We start from the raw sequence: 15,559 nt of genomic DNA, 5'->3' as shown, positions 1-15,559 counted from the left end.
TGGGCCGCGACTCAGAGAGACTCGGCCTCGTCCCGGATCAGGCGCAATACCGGCCCACCCATCGCCTTGACGAACGGACCCACCACCGTCCAATACCCGTGGAAGCTTCGCCGTGCCTCGTCGTCCGTGCCGTGTACGCGCACCTCGGTGACCAGGACGGACGTGTGGGCGTCGTACGTGAGAACTGTGAAACCCCAAGCGCCGATGCCATATCCGGGAAGGGCGAACCGGCCGAAGTCTGCTGGCGACCACTCGACGCGGCCGTAGCCTTTCTCCCACCAGCGACCGATGAACCCGAGCACCATCGCGTGTCCCGGCTCCTCCGCGAGAAGCTGGAACCCGCCGTCGGGTTCCAGCAGCTGGTCGAACCTGAATTCGGACCGACTCCCCTGAAGACGGGCACCCCGACGTCCGCGGACGGTGTCGATCGCAATTCGGGCCCGGTTCGGGAGCGCGACCGCCGGCGACCGGAAGAAGTCGACGCGGCGGATGGCGGCGAAGGTCGTCGGCGCAGACGCACGGACGACCTGCGTGCGCAGAATGCGTTGCTCATACCTCGGCAGCTGAGACTCGATCAGGCTTGATCCGAGGCCGGGGTCGTGCACGATACATCTCCTGCTGGGCGGCATCCCCGCGGTAGGGCTAGCGAACAATGAGGAGTGGGCAGACGACCGAATGCATCAACGCCCTGCTGGTCGACCCCAGCAGCATGCTGGAAAACCCTCCTCGCCCCCGGCTCCCCACCACGAGAAGCTGCGCATTCTCGGCCTGCTCACGCAGGTGCCGGGTGGGGCGATCCCTGACCACGATGGTGCGCACCTTCACATCCGGATAGTTCTCCGCACGACCGGCGAGATTCTCGGACAACAGGGCCGTTTCGTTGGCCGCATCCCGCGTCCACTCGGCTTCGCTGCCTCCGTCCAAGGAGAGTTCCAAGACGATGTCGGACCATGCGTGAACGGCGACGAGTTCCGATTGCCGTAGGGATGCTTCCTCGAAGGCCATCGAGATGGCCGGTTCACTGTGTTGTGATCCGTCGACACCGACGACAACCGGTCCGGGGATGTCGTTGATATTGCGATCAGGTTCACCGCGGATCACCGCGACCGGGCATGAGGCGTGGGTCGCCACCGCCGAACTGACCGATCCCAGGACGGCGCGCTCTACGATTCCCCGTCTGTTCGCACCCACAACGAGCATCGTGGCATCCGCCGAACGTTCCAGAAGTTCACCGGCCGGCGTCCCGGAGCAGAGGGTGGTCTCGATCTCGATGTGGTGTTCGGGCACTGCGGCACGGGCCGTTTGCGCCGCGCGGTCCAACCTGTCCTTACCGTCGCGCTCCTCGTCCTGGAAGAAGCTGGCAGGCACACCGATCGGGACGCCGTACCTTCCGGGAACGAACATCGTCGTGACCAGTGACAGGGGCGAGCTGCGGAGCGCGGCCTCCCTCGCCGCCCATGCAACGGCCTGCAGCGACGATGGGGAGCCGTCGATCCCTACAACGATCGGGCGGTGGCCGGACATGATTCACTCCTACGGGTTCCTGGCGCCGAGTTTCTGCCTCGATCTTCATCGTTGCGGCCCGCGGGTGATACCCGTAGGGGAGAAGGTCACCAGGCTGAGACCCTGGACCCGATTCCCTACGGCAAAGCCGCAGCGCCGCGGGTGACCAATGACTCTGTCACCGCAGACCGGCGGTAATGACACTGAGACGAGGCGCCCGATCGTGTTTCCCGCGATCCGGTGTCACGCACTTCGGCCTGGGGAAGGTATGTGACCATGAGCGACGGCAACACCGGCGCCGCGGGCGGCGGAGCGATCTACGCGCTGGGCATCTTCGGAGCCTGGGTATGGTTCTGGCAGCAGGCGGACGCATTCTGGGAGTATGTTCTCGCGATCATCCAAGGGTTGTTCTGGCCGGCGTGGATGGTCTACGACGTGTTCAAGGTCCTTGCAGGGTAGGCGCTTTCGGTGTCCCGCCTCCCCGCTGCGGGTTCGGGCAGGGGGATCTAACTCACGAGCGCCGTGACGGCCGCGAAATAGATCATGATCGACAGCAGGTCCTGTACGACAGTCGCAAGTGGACCGGAGCCGAATGCCGGGTCCCTGCCGAGTCGCTGCAGGAGCCACGGCAACACCATGGCGACGATAGTCGCGATCGCACTCGCGGCGAGAACCGCTGCGGCCACCGCGACCGCGAGCATCGCGTCACCGGTCATCAGGCTGACGACCGGGAGCATCACGGCTCCGAGGAGCGCACCCACCGACAGACCGGTGAGCGCTTCGCGCCGCACGATACGTCGAATTCCCACTCCGACGGACAAGCCACGGATCGCCAAAGTCTCGGTCTGCGTCCCCACCGCGTCCGCGAGATAGACGATTCCGGGTATGAAATAGGCGACGGCCACGTTCGCTTCGAGAGTGACTTCGAACGCCGCCATGAACACGGCCGAGACCATGGCACCCAGCAATCCGACGAGGAGCCAAGGCACACGGTGCCACAGCCTGCGCCGCACGCTCTCCACGCTCGTCTCACGGGTGGTCTCGACCGAATGGAGGAAGCCACCCAGGCGTGAGAGATCCTCCTCATGCTCCTGGAGCAGCACGGTGAGAAGTTGTTGTGGCGCTATCAGACCACGGAACCGACCGTCGTCATCGACCACGGCCAGCCCCGGCTCCCCGTGCTGAACCGCCTGCCACGCGGCCCGTTCCTGGTGGGTATCGGGTCGGACCGCGGGCGGATTCGGATCCATGACGTCGCGTAGCGCCGCACAGCCGGGGGCACCGAACATACGTTCGATTCGGTGCGACACCCACGAGCCGGCCGGCGACCAGTACGGCGACGACCGAAGCGCAGTCGTATCGCTTGGTGGCCATGTCGCTCAGTACGGCCCTCACCGAGTCGCCCGGGGCGGCGGTCGGAACCCGCATGCAGGCGTGCCAGAGCGCGGTCCTGGGTTCGGGCCCATCGTCGAAGGCCAGCAATTCGGACACCGGCACACCTTTCCGAACGTGTTGTGAATGCCCTTCGATCCTGGCACGGCAAGGGGGTGCGCGTTATCCGACACCGGCCACATTCCACATGAACCAAGCCACCGTCATTACGTCACAGTGACGAAATGAGGAGGGTGGGCGGGAGGAGGGGACACCCGAAACCGAACATTCATTCGGAAGAGTCGACCACTCGGCGACGACGCCGAATTGGCCTTAGCGGTCCGGCGCCGCACATCCGGCGACGTGAATATTATTCAGCACGCCGACGGACGCATCGCGCCGCGACGGTTCGACGTCGACGCACCGAGCCGAATGGGTGACGAACGAGCGCCGGACGGACCCGGACACCAGGCCGTCGCAGAACAGGCTGTGTGGGTATAGAGGCAGGCCGAATCCGGGTCTCTGACCTGCGGTGATAGAACGCCACTTTTTGCCGATAATCGACATTATGTCAACTAGTTGAAGGCAGGACCCGCCCCCGCGGCATGCCGGGTCCATCCGCCCTCCGCCGCGCACCGCTGGCCCTGCGATCGGTTGAACGACGCGGCGACCAGAACCGATTGGACGCGAGAACATGACGCGAGAACATCCGGGCCGAACCGGCCGCGACGTCCTTCGTCGAGAATCCGCCGGTTCGCTCGCGAGGAACCTGACACGAAGTCATGGGCGTGTGCTGCCACCGGACTTTGCCGGCGGCCGGTCCCACGCCGTGCTGGACTCACTGAGGCATGGATGCAGGCCGCATCTCGACGCTTCTCCCCCACGCCGATTGTCGAAATCCAGCGATAACCCTCCAGCGACAACGCTAATCGCAGGTTCCGAACCCGTTGGCGGCGCCAGCGACGGAGTCTTCCCTACACCGCCACTGGCACCGAACGATCGCCATTACAGATAGTCGAACTTATATTCGATCAGCGCGGAGGGCTGTCGCTACCTCCGTCGCACCGCGCGTACCCGGGCCGGAGCGCATATGCTTCCGGTCCCTCGCCGTCACACCACACACGGAGCGGAGCGCACCTTGATCATTACGATCTACAGCAGACCAGCCTGCATGCAATGCACCGCCACCTACCGTGCCCTGGACAACGAGGGGCTCGATTACACGATCGTCGACCTCACGCGAGACCCCGACGCCCACGACTACGTGAGGGGTCTCGGCTACCGGCAGGCCCCAGTGGTCGTAGCCGGCGACGACCACTGGGCAGGTTTCCGGCCCGACCGCATCAAAGCGCTCGCCGCAGCCTGACAGGTGCGGGCCTCGGCGCCCTGAAACGACGACAGCGCCCACGGGGAGATCCTCAGCGGCCCGAGGAGTGCTCGGTCGCCGGCGCTCGATGTCGTGGACGCACGTGCTCGAAGATCAGGATGGTCTCGGTCGAGGCGACCGCAGGATGCGCGCTGAGGTGGTCGAGGACGAAGCGCCTCAACTCCTCGCTGCTCGCGGTGGCGACGTGGATGAGGTAGTCGTCGGCGCCGGCGATGAAGTACACGTTCAGCACCTCGTCGACGGTGGCGAGTTGCTCGGCGAGCTGCCCGAGATGCTGTCGTGCATTGGCTTGCACTCGAACTGCGATCATTGCCTGCAGGTCCCTGCCGAGGGTGGCGGGATCGATGTCGGCATGGAAGCCGCGGATCACTCCGCGGTCGATCAGAGACCGCACGCGGCCCAGGCAGGTCGAGGGGGCGATGCCCGCGAGGGCGGCGAGGGCGTTGTTCGGGGTACGCGCGTCCCGCGAGAGTTGATCGAGGAGTATCCGGTCGATGTCATCGATCGGCGCCCCGGCCCGAACATCGTTCGATACAGAGCCTTCCGAATACGGCTTGCTCGGAACATTCTTCTTCATCGACTCAGTCTAAAGAATTTTGTTCCATCACCTTGGATTCTCTGTGCCGATTGTTCACTATTGATGCCTATTGGTCGAATTCTGGTCGCAAGTGAACACAACACCCGCATCTCCCCCGACACCGAGATCGTCGCCCCTGGGCGTGATCGGAAAGGCTCACCATGAGCAACCACCAGTCACCGCCCGCGCGTCACCGCGTCGTCGTCATCGGATCTGGCTTCGGCGGGTTGTTCGCGACCAAAGCCCTCCGCCGCGCGGACGTGGACATCACGGTGATCGACCGCACCACCCACCACCTGTTCCAACCGCTCCTGTATCAGGTTGCCACCGGCATCCTCTCCGAAGGCGAGATCGCCCCGTCGACGCGGATGATCCTCAAGGACCAGGCCAACGCCGCCGTCCGACTCGGAGACGTCACCACCATCGACCTGACCGAACGTACGGTGACGTCCGAACATCTCGGACAGACCACGGTGACCGGGTACGACAGCCTCATCGTCTCCGCCGGCGCTCAGCAGTCCTATTTCGGCAACGACCACTTCGCCGAACACGCACCCGGCATGAAAACGATCGACGACGCCCTCGAACTCCGCGGCCGGATCCTCGGCGCGTTCGAGCAGGCAGAGGTCACCACCGACCCGCAGGAGCGGGCACGCCTGCTCACCTTCGTCGTGGTCGGCGCCGGTCCCACCGGCGTCGAGATGGCCGGCCAGATCGCCGAGCTCGCACACCGCACGCTCGTCGGGGCGTACTCCAACTTCGATCCGCGGGATGCACGGATCGTCCTGCTCGACGCAGCCTCGGCGGTACTGCCGCCGTTCGGAGACAACCTCGGATCCGAGGCGGCGGAAACCCTCGAAAAGCTGGGCGTCGAGGTACGGCTGGGTGCGTCGGTGACCGACGTCGACGCCGGCGGACTGACCGTTCGCGATGCCGACGGCACCGAGCACCGCATCGAGTCCGTCTGCAAGGTCTGGTCCGCGGGAGTGGCAGCGAGTCCCCTCGGTCGCCGGCTCGCCGAACAGTCCGGTGCCGACATCGACCGTGCCGGTCGCGTCGCCGTCGACGAAGACCTCACCCTGCCCGGCAATCCGAACGTGTTCGTTGTCGGCGACATGATGTCGCGCGACCGTCTCCCCGGCGTCGCCCAGGTCGCGATCCAAGGGGGCCGCTACGCCGCGAAACAGATCGCCGCCGAGGTCACCGCGGCAGCGAAGGGGCGCCCGGTACCGGAACGGACCCCTTTCCGGTACCGCGACAAAGGCTCGATGGCAACGATTTGCCGATTCAACGCGGTCGCCGAGATCGGCGGCCTCGAGGTGACCGGTTTCCTCGCGTGGATCATGTGGCTGGCCGTGCACGTCGTCTATGTCGTCGGCTTCCGCAGCCGCCTCGCCACCTTGCTCTCGTGGGCCTGGACCTTCCTCGGCACCTGGCGCGGTCAACTGACCAACACCCACCAGCAGATCACCGCCCGCAACGCGATCGCGCAGCTGCACTACCTCGAACGCCGCATCGAGGACACGGAAGCCGACGTCGCGCGAGCGAGCTGACGCACCACTGACTGAGGCCTTGCCTTCCCGAATCCCCATGCGACGAAGCTCAACCACGCGGATCCAGGCACTGTCCGCCCAACCCCCGGCCGGGCGCGGCCGTGTTGTCCGACAGATGTGTGCATCGTGGCGCGATCACGCCGAGCGCGATTGCGACCGGAGGACCACTTTGGAAACCTCGAAGAATGGGCGTTGACGGACCAGCATCCATGATGTTGGCGAACGCCTGCGAGCTGTATCGAGACGCAGGCTTCATCGGGCAGCCGGCCGCCGCTGTCACCAGCCTGGCCTTCGTAGTTGCCGGCCTCGCGGTCGTCGCACGTCGTCCGCACGGCGCACCGACCGTGACCTACGGTCTGCTCGTCGTCGCAGTGGGCGCCGGGTCGCTCGTTGCGCACGGACCCAACCCGCCGTGGCAGGCTTACGCACACGACATCCCGATCGCGACACTGCTCACCTACATCGCCGTCGACGCCGCTTCCGACCGGATCGGCCGTCGACTGTCGCCGGTGTGGTGGTTCGTCGTCCCGGTCGTGATGATTCCCGCCGTGGCGGCCGGCCCGACGGTATCCACGATCGTGCAGGCAATGCTCGCCGCGGTCGCCGTGGGATCCGGTCTGGAACGCGCCCGCATCCGTCCGCAACTGCGGCGCGCGACCATCGTCGCGGTGCTGCTTCTCGCGTCCGGCGCTCTACTCGGTACCATCGGCGACCGGACGTCGATCTGCCGGCCGAGCAGTGTCCTGCAGGGGCACGCGCTGTGGCATGTTCTCGCCGCCGCAGGATTGTGGCGGCTCGCGCCCACGATCGGGCGGGCCCGAGGTTGGACGCCGAAGTGATCAGTTCGGTGCGACCGCCCAGTCGGATCAGATGACACCCGTTCGTGCGGCAGTCCCGTTCTTGCGCTGGTTGGCATTGAACCGCGCCTTCTTCTGACGATTCCCGCACGTGTTCATGTCACACCACTTGCGGGTGCGACTTTGACTGGTATCGAAGAAGGCGGCCTGGCAGGTTGGCGATGCGCACAAGGCCATTTTCCCGTCTCGTTCGCCTGCGATGATGCTGATCGCGTCGGCGGCGATCACGCTCAGGGCGTCTTCTACGCAGGTAGCCGAGCTCAGTCGCCATTGACGATTGCCCTCGGGCGTCAGGATCGCCGCGGCCCGACCCCGAATGCTGCAGTCATTGATGGTGTGGATGGCAGACGCAGGGAGAGCGTCCTGGGTCGCGGTCGCGGTCGCGGCGGCGTGAATCGATTCCCTCAGTTCCCGAGCGAGTTCGAGCTGGGCGGTGGTGCAGGACTCCACGGTCAGGCCGTTCACTGCCAGCCAGTCGACGAGTCGCTGCGGCGTCGGAATGCGCTCCACGGCGTCGCCACGACGCTCCGTCAGAGTCGCCGTGAAGCTGGTTGCCAGCACGTTTCCGAGACGAAAGTCAGGGAATCGAGCGCACATGGAACCACCTTAGCAGGTTGCATGCCGGCTCCCGGGCATGCTAGAACCGTCTTAGCCGGTTCACGATAGGTCGTTGCCGGTTCCGCGATGGCCAGGAGGTCTCATGCCCCGTCCAACCAGCGGCGTGCAAGCATTTGAAGCCCACGCAACTGACGCTGACCTCGATGATCTGCGCGCGCGATTAGCCGCGGCGCGGCTACCGGAGGCCGAGACGGTCTATCGCGCCGCGCCCGACCCTCGCCGATGGGAACAGGGCGTTCCTCTCGCCGACCTCGTCGATGTCGTGAACTACTGGCGCACCGGGTACGACTGGCGGTCGTTCGAAGAGCGCCTCAACCGTATCGGCCAGTTCCGCACGACAATTGATGATCTGGGAATCCACTTCCTGCACCGCCGATCCGCGCGCGCAGACGCCACTCCTCTGATCGTGACGCACGGCTGGCCAGGCAGCATTGCCGAGTTCATCGATGTAGTAGACGAGCTGGCAGACCCGAAAGATGCAGACGCGCCGGCGTTCCACGTCGTGGCGCCGTCGTTACCAGGCTTTGGTTACAGCGACAAGCCGGCCACCACCGGATGGGGAACCGAAAAGATCGCGGCCGCATGGGTGGAACTGATGGGAAGGCTCGGCTACAGCAGGTTCGCAGCCCAAGGCGGCGACTGGGGAGGCAATATCACCACCGTCCTCGGCGGCAGGTTCCCGGCGCACGTTCTCGGCATCCACACAACGTTCGCGGAGGCACCGCCCGGCTTGACAACGGACGGGCTGACGGCGGTCGAGCGCACATGGACCGAGGAAACCCGTGATTTCTGGCGCCACCGCGCGGCGTACGCGAAGCAGCAGGCGACCCGCCCGCAGACCATCGGCTACTCGCTCGTCGACTCACCGGTCGGGCTTCTTGCCTGGATCCTCGACAAGTTCGCCGAGTGGACAGATACCGAAGACAGCCCGTTCGAGGCGATTTCGAGAGACCGCGTTCTTGACAACGTCACCCTGTATTGGCTGACGCGGACCGGCGCATCGTCGGCCCGCATTTACTACGAAAGCCACAACTCGCTCGACCCCGAACTTCGGGTCGACGTCCCCTCAGCAATCACAACGTATCCCCGCGACATCGAGAAGTGTCCGCGCCCCTGGGCGCAGGAGCGGTACCGGCACATCGTCCGATGGAGGTCGCCCGAATCCGGGGGACATTTCCCGTCGCTGGAGGTTCCCGAGTATTTCGTCAAGGATCTACGAGAAGGCCTCGCGGCAGTGCTGGCCGCTGATCGGTGAACGCGGCTGGCTGCGGGGACTCGGAATTAGTCCGGGGATTTGAGCTGTGCGCCGAATACTCTGCGCGGCTTGGAGTCTCGGTGAGACCCTGTGCGGTAGCTTCATGGACTTCTTCCCCGTCGTTGTGTGCCCGGGTTGATCGCATGGGGCACTTGCCCCCTGTGCTCAGGTGCCGCCCGCGGTGGCGTAGTCAGCTCGACCGGCGAACCCCGAGCCGCTGGCAGGGCCCTTCACCGCCGGACTGCGGCATCTCACGGCGTTGCGTGGGCGTCACACCCTTGCGGTTTCGGCGACCCGAACATTATGATTCGACCGTGAAAACAACGGGTTTCAAGGTGGGTGTGCGACGGTGGTCGGCGACGGCTGCCGCAGCACTGACAGCTCTTGCCACAGCGCTGATGCTGTCCGGGTGCGGGACGAGCGACGGGCCTGCAGACGACAAACCGGTAGTGTTGACGACGTTCACCGTTCTCGCCGATATCGCCGCGAACGTCGGCGGTGAGCACGTGACGGTCGAATCGATCACCAAGGCGGGCGCCGAAATCCATGGATACGAGCCCACCCCGGGCGATATCAAGAAGGCAGCCCAGGCCGACCTGATTCTCGACAACGGGATGAACCTGGAGGCGTGGTTCGCCCAGTTCGTCGACGGTGTGGACGTCGAGCACGTGGTCGTCAGCGACGGCGTCGAGCCGATCGCCATCGGCGAGGACGCCTACGCGGGCAAACCGAATCCGCACGCCTGGATGTCACCACTGAACGTGCAGATCTACGTCGACAACATGGTCGCCGCGTTCAGCGAACTCGATTCCGCGCATGCGGCCGACTATCGCATCAACGGCGACGCCTACAAGGCGCAGTTGCAGAAGGTGCAGGACGAATTGGTGGCCGAGCTGGGTGCGCTGCCGGTCAACGAACGGGCGCTGGTCACGTGCGAGGGAGCGTTCTCGTACCTGGCTCGGGACGCGGGGCTGACCGAGAAGTACATCTGGCCGGTCAACGCCGAACAGCAGGCCACGCCCCAGCAGATCGCTTCGACGATCGAGTTCGTCAAGGACAATCGGGTTCCGGCGGTGTTCTGCGAATCCACGGTGTCGGATGCGCCGATGCAACGCGTCGTCGAAGCGACGGGCGCCGCGTTCGGTGGCACTCTGTACGTCGACTCGCTGTCCGAGGCGGACGGGCCCGTGCCCACGTACCTGGATCTGATCCGGCACGACGCCGACACCCTCACCGCCGCGCTGAACGGGCAGCAATCATGACCACCCAGCCGGCCGTCGAGGTACAGGACGTCACCGTCCACTACGGTGATGTCCTTGCGCTCGAACAGGTCTCGCTCGCCCTGCAGCCCGGACGGGTCTGCGGCCTCGTCGGCATGAACGGTTCCGGAAAGTCCACCCTGTTCAAGACGATCATGGGCACCGTCAAACCCGACTCCGGAACGGTCCGGATCAACGGCACGGCGCCGGCCGCGGCCCGCAAGACCGGTGTGCTGGGTTACGTTCCGCAGAGCGAGGACGTGGACTGGACGTTCCCGCTCTCGGTGCGTGACGTGGTGATGACCGGCCGGTACGGACACATGGGCCTGACCCGGCGGCCCGGCAGAGCTGACCGCGAGGCCGTCGACCACGCCCTCGAACGCGTCGAACTCACGGAACTGGCGGACCGGCAGATCGGGCAACTGTCCGGCGGCCAGAAGAAACGCACCTTCGTCGCCCGCGGAATCGCGCAGGGCGCCACCATCCTTCTCCTCGACGAACCGTTCGCCGGGGTCGACAAACGCTCCGAAGCCACCATCACCGCGCTGCTGCGTGAACTCGCCGCCGCGGGCGCGGCGATCCTGGTCTCCACACATGACCTGCACGCGCTGCCCACCCTGGCCGACGAGGCGATCCTGCTGATGCGCACCGTCCTCATGCACGGCGACCCGACGGTCGTGCTGCAACCGGAGAACCTGGCGGCCGCCTTCGGCCTCGACGTGATGACAAGGACCTGAGAATCAATGGACGTCATCGACTTCTTCGTCGACCCGCTGCGCTACGACTTCATGGTCCGCGCACTGATCACCACCCTGATCGCCGCCGTGGTCTGCGCGGTGCTGTCGTGCTGGCTGGTTCTGATCGGCTGGTCACTGATGGGTGATGCGGTCTCACACGCCGTCCTGCCCGGCGTCGTCCTCGCCTACATCGTCGGCGCCCCGTTCGCGATCGGCGCGGTGATCTTCGGATTCCTGGCAGTGGCACTGATCGGGGTGGTCCGCGACACCAGCCGCGTCAAGGAGGACGCCGCGATCGGCATCGTCTTCTCCACCCTGTTCGCGCTCGGACTGGTGCTGGTCTCGGTCACCCCGAGCCAAACCGATCTCAACCACATCATTTTCGGCAACCTGCTGGGCGTGAGCCGCTCCGACCTCGTCCAGATCGCCGTACTCGCAGCCTTCGTCTTCATCGCCCTGATTGTCAAGCGCCGCGACTTCACGCTGTACGCCTTCGACCCCACCCATGCCCACGCCATCGGCCTGAACCCGCGCCTACTCGGGTCGGCGCTCCTGGGGCTGCTGGCCCTGACAGCGGTGGTGGCCCTGCAGGCCGTCGGCGTCATCCTGGTCGTCGCGATGCTGATCATTCCCGGGGCAACCGCGTACCTACTGACGGATAGCTTCCACCGCATGCTGGTCATCGCCCCGGCGATCTCGGCGGCCTGTGCCGTCATCGGCCTGTACCTGAGCTATCACCTCGATACCGCCAGCGGCGGCATGGTGGTGCTGTCCCAGGGCGCGGCATTCACGCTGGTCTATCTGTTCGCACCCCAGCACGGAATCATCGGTCGCCGAATCACCGCCTCCCGGCGACGCCGGACACCACGTGACGAACACAGGAATACCGAGATGCACGAGGAACGCGATTGGGCGCCGGAACCGAAGTCGTAGTCGAGGGCGGCAGCAGCAGGTCTGGATCGGCGGCGGAAGCCTCGGACCGCACACCGCGCAATTCGTCCCCCGCACCATGACCGGGTTCCCGAACTGATCGACGACTTGATCGTCTTCGCCAACCACGTCGATGTGCCCGTGATCGCGCAGATAGCGGTCGCGCACGCGCAGTTCGAAACCATCCACCCGTGCCTGGACGGCAACGGGCGTGTCGGACGCGCCCTGATCCAGGCGATGCCGCGCGGCGGACAGCTCACCCGCAGCGTTGCCGTTCCGGTGTCCGCGGGCCTCCTACACGACACCGCAGAGTATTGCGACGCGCTCGGCGAGTACCGGTCCGGGAACGTCGAGCCGATCGTCCGGTCGATCGCAGAGGCATCGTTCGGTGCAGTCGCCAACGGCCGCACCCTCGTTGAAGACCTGGAAGCGGTTCGAGCCGACAACAAGCTCGTCATATCCACCAGATCGCGATCGACCGCCTGGTCGACGCCGGGATACTCGCCCAGTTCACCGACGGGCGACGGAACCGGATCTGGCAGGCCGAGGACGTGGTCCAGGTGCTGGACGAGTTCGCCGCCCGCGCCAAACGCCGCCGACACTGACTGCTCCGATCCCCGGCGGGTGCCGTCGAATGATCCGCCGGCGGAAACATGACGTGTCGCCCGCCGCCGTTTATCCGCCCACACGGCGGGTATCAATACCGTGACGTCCGGAGTGAGACCGCCGAGAACGAAGGTTCCGCTGATGACACTCGTGCCCCGGGCCGCGGTCACGCTGATCGCCGCAGGCCCCCTCGCCCTGTTCCTGACCGCTCCCGCCGCCGCGGACCCGCCCGATGTGACCCTCACCGCCGCCGTGGCCGGGAGCACCGTCACGACGACGATCACGAACGACACCGGTGCCGACGTAGTGTGCGGCTTCGGCGGACTGCATGCGGCGGACGACATCGTGAACCCCGAATCCGTGGCGGTGTTCCACGAATCGAATGTGGTGATCGGGCCGGGACCGCGGGACTTCGTGTTCGACGCGGTGCCCGACGGCGACTACCTGATCCACTGGATCTGCAGTGAGAACGCGGGCCCCGGTGACGAGGTGTGGGGTTCGGCGCCGCTCCCGGAGACCGCGTACGCGAAGCCGGCGACGGCGGACCCTCTCCCCGTCACTGTGCGCACGGAGACGTGTTTCGGCTCGGTGTGCCTGCCACCGGAGCTGGGTCTCTGACCGGCAGCCCGTATCACTGGAGCGAATCGCGCTGTACCCGAAGGAATTCCCGCTCGACCACGTTCTCGGTGCGGTCGCGCGCCGCATCGTAGGCGCGCGCCGCCTCACCGGAACGGCCGAGGCGGCGGAGCAGATCGGCCCGCACAGCGTGGTACAGGTGGTAGTTGTCGAGGTCGAGTTGGTCGACGAGCGCCAGCCCCTCCTCCGGTCCCCTGACCTCGGCCACGGCGACCGCCCGGTTCAACGCCACCACCGGACTCGGCGCCAGCGGCATCAACTGGTCGTACAGCTGCAGTATCTGCCACCAGTCGGTGTCAGCGGCCGTCGCCGCGTCGCTGTGGACGGCGTTGATCGCGGCCTGAATCTGATACTGCCCAGGCGTGTTCCGTCGCAGGCATTTCCGCACCAGCGACTGCCCCTCGGCGACGAGGTCACGATCCCACCGACTGCGGTCCTGATCGGGCAGGAGCACGAGCCGGCCGTCGCCGTCGGTGCGGGCGTCTCGCCTCGACTCGATCAGCACCATCAACGCGAGCAGCCCGGTGACCTCCGGTTCGTCGGGCATCAGCGCGGCCAGGACCCGGCCGAGGCGGATGGCCTCGGCGCACAGGTCCGCTCGCGTCAGCCGGTCCCCCGAACTGGCCGTGTATCCCTCGTTGAAGATCAGATAGACGACGGCAAGGACGGCGCGGAGGCGGTCCGGCAGATCGGCCTCGTTCGGCATCCGGTACGGGATCCGGGCGTCCCGGATCTTCCCCTTGGCCCTGACCAGGCGCTGTGCGATGGTCGGCTCGGCGACCAGGAATGCGCGCGCGATCTCCGCGGTGCCGAGCCCGCCGAGGAGGCGGAGGGTCAGCGCGACCTGGGCGGCGGGGGCCAGCGCCGGGTGGCAGCACGTGAAGATCAGGCGTAGCCGGTCGTCGTGCACGACGCCCTCCTCCACCGGTTCGTCGCAGGCGAGCAGCAGGGCGGCCTGCGCGTGGCGGTCGTGCCGGGAGGCCTCGCGCCGGAGCCGATCGATCGTGCGGCGCCGGGCGGTGGTGATGATCCATCCGGCCGGGCTCGGCGGCAGCCCGGACGACGGCCAGCGCCGCACCGCCTCGGTGAACGCGTCCTGGACGGCGTCCTCGGCGATGTCGATGTCGCCGAACACCCCGACCAGGACGGACACCGCGCGACCGTGTTCTTCACGGAACACGTGTTCGATGTCGGCGGACGCGATCACGTCAGTCGCCGGCTCCGTCGTGGTGAGCGAACGGCCGGACCTCGATCGGGAGGGTCGTCGCCCGGGTGAGCTTGCGACCCCATTCGAGGGCGGCTTCCAGGTCGGGCGCCTCGACGATGGTGAATCCGCCGACATGCTCCTTGCCCTCGGTGTACGGGCCGTCGGTGACGAGCACGTCACCGCCCCTGGCCCGCAGCACGGTCGCGGTGGTGGGGGCGCACAGTCCCCCGCTGAACACCCACGCGCCTGCGGACACCATCTCCTGGTTGAGGGCGTCGAGATCGTCCCCGATCTTCGCGAGGACGTCGGGTTCGGGGGCGGGGCCGTCGGGTTGGTACACGCTCAACAGGTACTGGGTCATCTCGGGTTCCTCCTCGGATCGGCCGGCCGGCACCTCCGGATGTGGCCGGCCCTCACCTCCTATACGAACGTCACCCTTCCGATTCGACACTCTGCACGGAGGAATTTCGCCGAATGGCCTCAGTTGTGCTCGGACACCAGGACGGCGCGGGTGCCCGCCTCCAGCGCTTCGAACACATGTGCGACGTCGCCGGGGTAGGCGATGTAGTCGCCGGGTCCGAGTTCGACCGGATCGCCCGCCACGCCGACCAGTGCGCGCCCGGCGCTGAGGATGACGTGTTCGACCACGCCGGGCATGTGCGGTTCGGATTCCCGCGCCGGGCCGGGTTCGACGGCGAGGCGGTACAGATCCCGGCGCGCGGACGGCGGGCAGGACGCGACGAGAGTCGCGCGGTAGTCGGACCGGTCGGACGTCAGTTCCGGGCCCTCGTCGGCCCGGACGACCTGGACGCGGGGCCGGGGCGGGTCCAGGAGTTGCGACATCTGCACGTCCAGTGCGACGCAGAGGGCCCACAGGGTTTCGACGCTCGGGTTGCCGCCCCCCGATTCGAGTTGGGACAGAGTGGATTTCGCGACCCCGGCGCGGCGGGCGACCTCGGTCAGGGACATGCCCGACCGTTCCCGTTCGCGACGCAGCGAGGGTCCGATATATCCCAGCGGGGACTGCCCTGCCATGGTTTCCCTTCCCGACTTCCGACATTGT

General features: G+C 66.4%; 17 protein-coding genes and 1 pseudogene. 10 read left to right on the top strand and 8 right to left on the bottom strand.

The features are described from left to right. Nucleotides 1-11 precede the first annotated feature (11 nt). On the bottom strand, nucleotides 12-605 hold the full coding sequence (locus FND50_RS18590; protein ID WP_144286645.1) for a hypothetical protein: 594 nt from the start codon (nucleotides 603-605) through the stop codon (nucleotides 12-14). A gap of 37 nt (nucleotides 606-642) precedes the next feature. Beyond that, nucleotides 643-1,524: a universal stress protein gene (locus FND50_RS18585; RefSeq protein ID WP_144286644.1), complete on the bottom strand. Its 882-nt coding sequence runs from the start codon at nucleotides 1,522-1,524 to the stop codon at nucleotides 643-645. A 255-nt stretch (nucleotides 1,525-1,779) separates the two neighbouring features. Here FND50_RS18585 and FND50_RS18580 point away from each other — a divergent pair, with 255 nt between their 5' ends. Beyond that, entirely contained in the window at nucleotides 1,780-1,962 is a 183-nt protein-coding gene (locus FND50_RS18580; protein ID WP_005257869.1) for a hypothetical protein, read from the top strand. A 47-nt stretch (nucleotides 1,963-2,009) separates the two neighbouring features. Here FND50_RS18580 and FND50_RS18575 read toward each other — a convergent pair. Then, nucleotides 2,010-2,931: pseudogene (locus FND50_RS18575) on the bottom strand (magnesium transporter). Nucleotides 2,932-4,012: 1,081 nt separating this feature from the next. On the opposite strand from FND50_RS18575, the gene nrdH reads away from it, so the two are divergent. Next, on the top strand, nucleotides 4,013-4,240 hold the full coding sequence (gene nrdH / locus FND50_RS18570) for a glutaredoxin-like protein NrdH (protein ID WP_144286643.1): 228 nt from the start codon (nucleotides 4,013-4,015) through the stop codon (nucleotides 4,238-4,240). A 52-nt stretch (nucleotides 4,241-4,292) separates the two neighbouring features. Here nrdH and FND50_RS18565 read toward each other — a convergent pair whose 3' ends face one another. Next, nucleotides 4,293-4,838 (bottom strand): Lrp/AsnC family transcriptional regulator, encoded by a 546-nt coding sequence (locus FND50_RS18565; protein ID WP_144286642.1) that lies wholly within the window; start codon nucleotides 4,836-4,838, stop codon nucleotides 4,293-4,295. Nucleotides 4,839-4,999: 161 nt separating this feature from the next. On the opposite strand from FND50_RS18565, the gene FND50_RS18560 reads away from it, so the two are divergent. Both FND50_RS18560 and FND50_RS18555 read left to right on the top strand, forming a co-directional pair. After that, on the top strand, nucleotides 5,000-6,391 hold the full coding sequence (locus FND50_RS18560; protein WP_144286641.1) for an NAD(P)/FAD-dependent oxidoreductase: 1,392 nt from the start codon (nucleotides 5,000-5,002) through the stop codon (nucleotides 6,389-6,391). A 209-nt stretch (nucleotides 6,392-6,600) separates the two neighbouring features. Then, nucleotides 6,601-7,230: a hypothetical protein gene (locus tag FND50_RS18555; RefSeq protein ID WP_144286640.1), complete on the top strand. Its 630-nt coding sequence runs from the start codon at nucleotides 6,601-6,603 to the stop codon at nucleotides 7,228-7,230. Nucleotides 7,231-7,257: 27 nt separating this feature from the next. On the opposite strand, the gene FND50_RS18550 is transcribed toward FND50_RS18555, so the two are convergent. Further along, entirely contained in the window at nucleotides 7,258-7,845 is a 588-nt protein-coding gene (locus FND50_RS18550; RefSeq protein WP_144286639.1) for an ABATE domain-containing protein, read from the bottom strand. A gap of 103 nt (nucleotides 7,846-7,948) precedes the next feature. Between FND50_RS18550 and FND50_RS18545 the strand changes: the two genes are divergently transcribed. The 6 genes from FND50_RS18545 (at nucleotide 7,949) to FND50_RS18520 (ending at nucleotide 13,271) form a co-directional block, all read left to right on the top strand. Further along, the gene (locus FND50_RS18545) at nucleotides 7,949-9,121 is read left to right on the top strand and encodes an epoxide hydrolase family protein (RefSeq protein ID WP_144286638.1); all 1,173 of its coding nucleotides are present in this window, start codon (nucleotides 7,949-7,951) and stop codon (nucleotides 9,119-9,121) included. A 335-nt stretch (nucleotides 9,122-9,456) separates the two neighbouring features. Continuing rightward, on the top strand, nucleotides 9,457-10,383 hold the full coding sequence (locus tag FND50_RS18540; protein WP_186301334.1) for a metal ABC transporter substrate-binding protein: 927 nt from the start codon (nucleotides 9,457-9,459) through the stop codon (nucleotides 10,381-10,383). Next, on the top strand, nucleotides 10,380-11,117 hold the full coding sequence (locus FND50_RS18535) for a metal ABC transporter ATP-binding protein (RefSeq protein ID WP_005255114.1): 738 nt from the start codon (nucleotides 10,380-10,382) through the stop codon (nucleotides 11,115-11,117). Before FND50_RS18540 ends, FND50_RS18535 begins: the two co-directional genes overlap by 4 nt. Before the next feature lie 6 nt (nucleotides 11,118-11,123). Further along, nucleotides 11,124-12,050: a metal ABC transporter permease gene (locus FND50_RS18530; protein WP_144286637.1), complete on the top strand. Its 927-nt coding sequence runs from the start codon at nucleotides 11,124-11,126 to the stop codon at nucleotides 12,048-12,050. Between the two features lie 105 nt (nucleotides 12,051-12,155). After that, nucleotides 12,156-12,704, top strand: coding sequence for a Fic family protein (locus FND50_RS18525; RefSeq protein WP_397492099.1), 549 nt, complete (start codon nucleotides 12,156-12,158; stop codon nucleotides 12,702-12,704). 90 nt (nucleotides 12,705-12,794) lie between these two features. Then, the gene (locus FND50_RS18520) at nucleotides 12,795-13,271 is read left to right on the top strand and encodes a hypothetical protein (protein ID WP_144286636.1); all 477 of its coding nucleotides are present in this window, start codon (nucleotides 12,795-12,797) and stop codon (nucleotides 13,269-13,271) included. A gap of 13 nt (nucleotides 13,272-13,284) precedes the next feature. Here the strand turns inward: FND50_RS18520 and FND50_RS18515 are convergent, their stop codons facing one another. From FND50_RS18515 to FND50_RS18505, 3 genes are all read right to left on the bottom strand, one after another. Further along, nucleotides 13,285-14,496 carry an RNA polymerase sigma factor gene (locus tag FND50_RS18515; RefSeq protein WP_144286635.1) on the bottom strand — a complete coding sequence of 404 codons (1,212 nt, stop codon included), beginning with the start codon at nucleotides 14,494-14,496 and terminating at the stop codon, nucleotides 13,285-13,287. A gap of 1 nt (nucleotide 14,497) precedes the next feature. Next, a complete protein-coding gene (locus tag FND50_RS18510; RefSeq protein WP_144286634.1) occupies nucleotides 14,498-14,857 on the bottom strand; it encodes a YciI family protein in 360 nt (119 codons plus the stop codon). A gap of 119 nt (nucleotides 14,858-14,976) precedes the next feature. Beyond that, a complete protein-coding gene (locus FND50_RS18505; protein ID WP_144286633.1) occupies nucleotides 14,977-15,531 on the bottom strand; it encodes a helix-turn-helix domain-containing protein in 555 nt (184 codons plus the stop codon). Between the last annotated feature and the right edge of the window lie 28 nt (nucleotides 15,532-15,559).

The organism is Rhodococcus sp. WB9 (assembly GCF_007558985.1).
Taxonomy (GTDB): Bacteria; Actinomycetota; Actinomycetes; order Mycobacteriales; family Mycobacteriaceae; genus Rhodococcus_F; species Rhodococcus_F opacus.
Note: the sequence above shows the minus strand (reverse complement) of the source record. Positions and strands in the feature narration are given on the sequence as shown.

What these genes read in the sequence shown, in the direction of transcription:
- FND50_RS18585 (WP_144286644.1), bottom strand. Translation starts at nt 1,524, where the DNA reads ATGTCCGGCCACCGCCCGATCGTTGTAGGGATCGACGGCTCCCCATCG.
- FND50_RS18580 (WP_005257869.1), top strand. Translation starts at nt 1,780, where the DNA reads ATGAGCGACGGCAACACCGGCGCCGCGGGCGGCGGAGCGATCTACGCG.
- FND50_RS18565 (WP_144286642.1), bottom strand. Translation starts at nt 4,838, where the DNA reads ATGAAGAAGAATGTTCCGAGCAAGCCGTATTCGGAAGGCTCTGTATCG.
- FND50_RS18560 (WP_144286641.1), top strand. Translation starts at nt 5,000, where the DNA reads ATGAGCAACCACCAGTCACCGCCCGCGCGTCACCGCGTCGTCGTCATC.
- FND50_RS18555 (WP_144286640.1), top strand. Translation starts at nt 6,601, where the DNA reads ATGATGTTGGCGAACGCCTGCGAGCTGTATCGAGACGCAGGCTTCATC.
- FND50_RS18550 (WP_144286639.1), bottom strand. Translation starts at nt 7,845, where the DNA reads ATGTGCGCTCGATTCCCTGACTTTCGTCTCGGAAACGTGCTGGCAACC.
- FND50_RS18545 (WP_144286638.1), top strand. Translation starts at nt 7,949, where the DNA reads ATGCCCCGTCCAACCAGCGGCGTGCAAGCATTTGAAGCCCACGCAACT.
- FND50_RS18535 (WP_005255114.1), top strand. Translation starts at nt 10,380, where the DNA reads ATGACCACCCAGCCGGCCGTCGAGGTACAGGACGTCACCGTCCACTAC.
- FND50_RS18530 (WP_144286637.1), top strand. Translation starts at nt 11,124, where the DNA reads ATGGACGTCATCGACTTCTTCGTCGACCCGCTGCGCTACGACTTCATG.
- FND50_RS18520 (WP_144286636.1), top strand. Translation starts at nt 12,795, where the DNA reads ATGACACTCGTGCCCCGGGCCGCGGTCACGCTGATCGCCGCAGGCCCC.
- FND50_RS18510 (WP_144286634.1), bottom strand. Translation starts at nt 14,857, where the DNA reads ATGACCCAGTACCTGTTGAGCGTGTACCAACCCGACGGCCCCGCCCCC.
- FND50_RS18505 (WP_144286633.1), bottom strand. Translation starts at nt 15,531, where the DNA reads ATGGCAGGGCAGTCCCCGCTGGGATATATCGGACCCTCGCTGCGTCGC.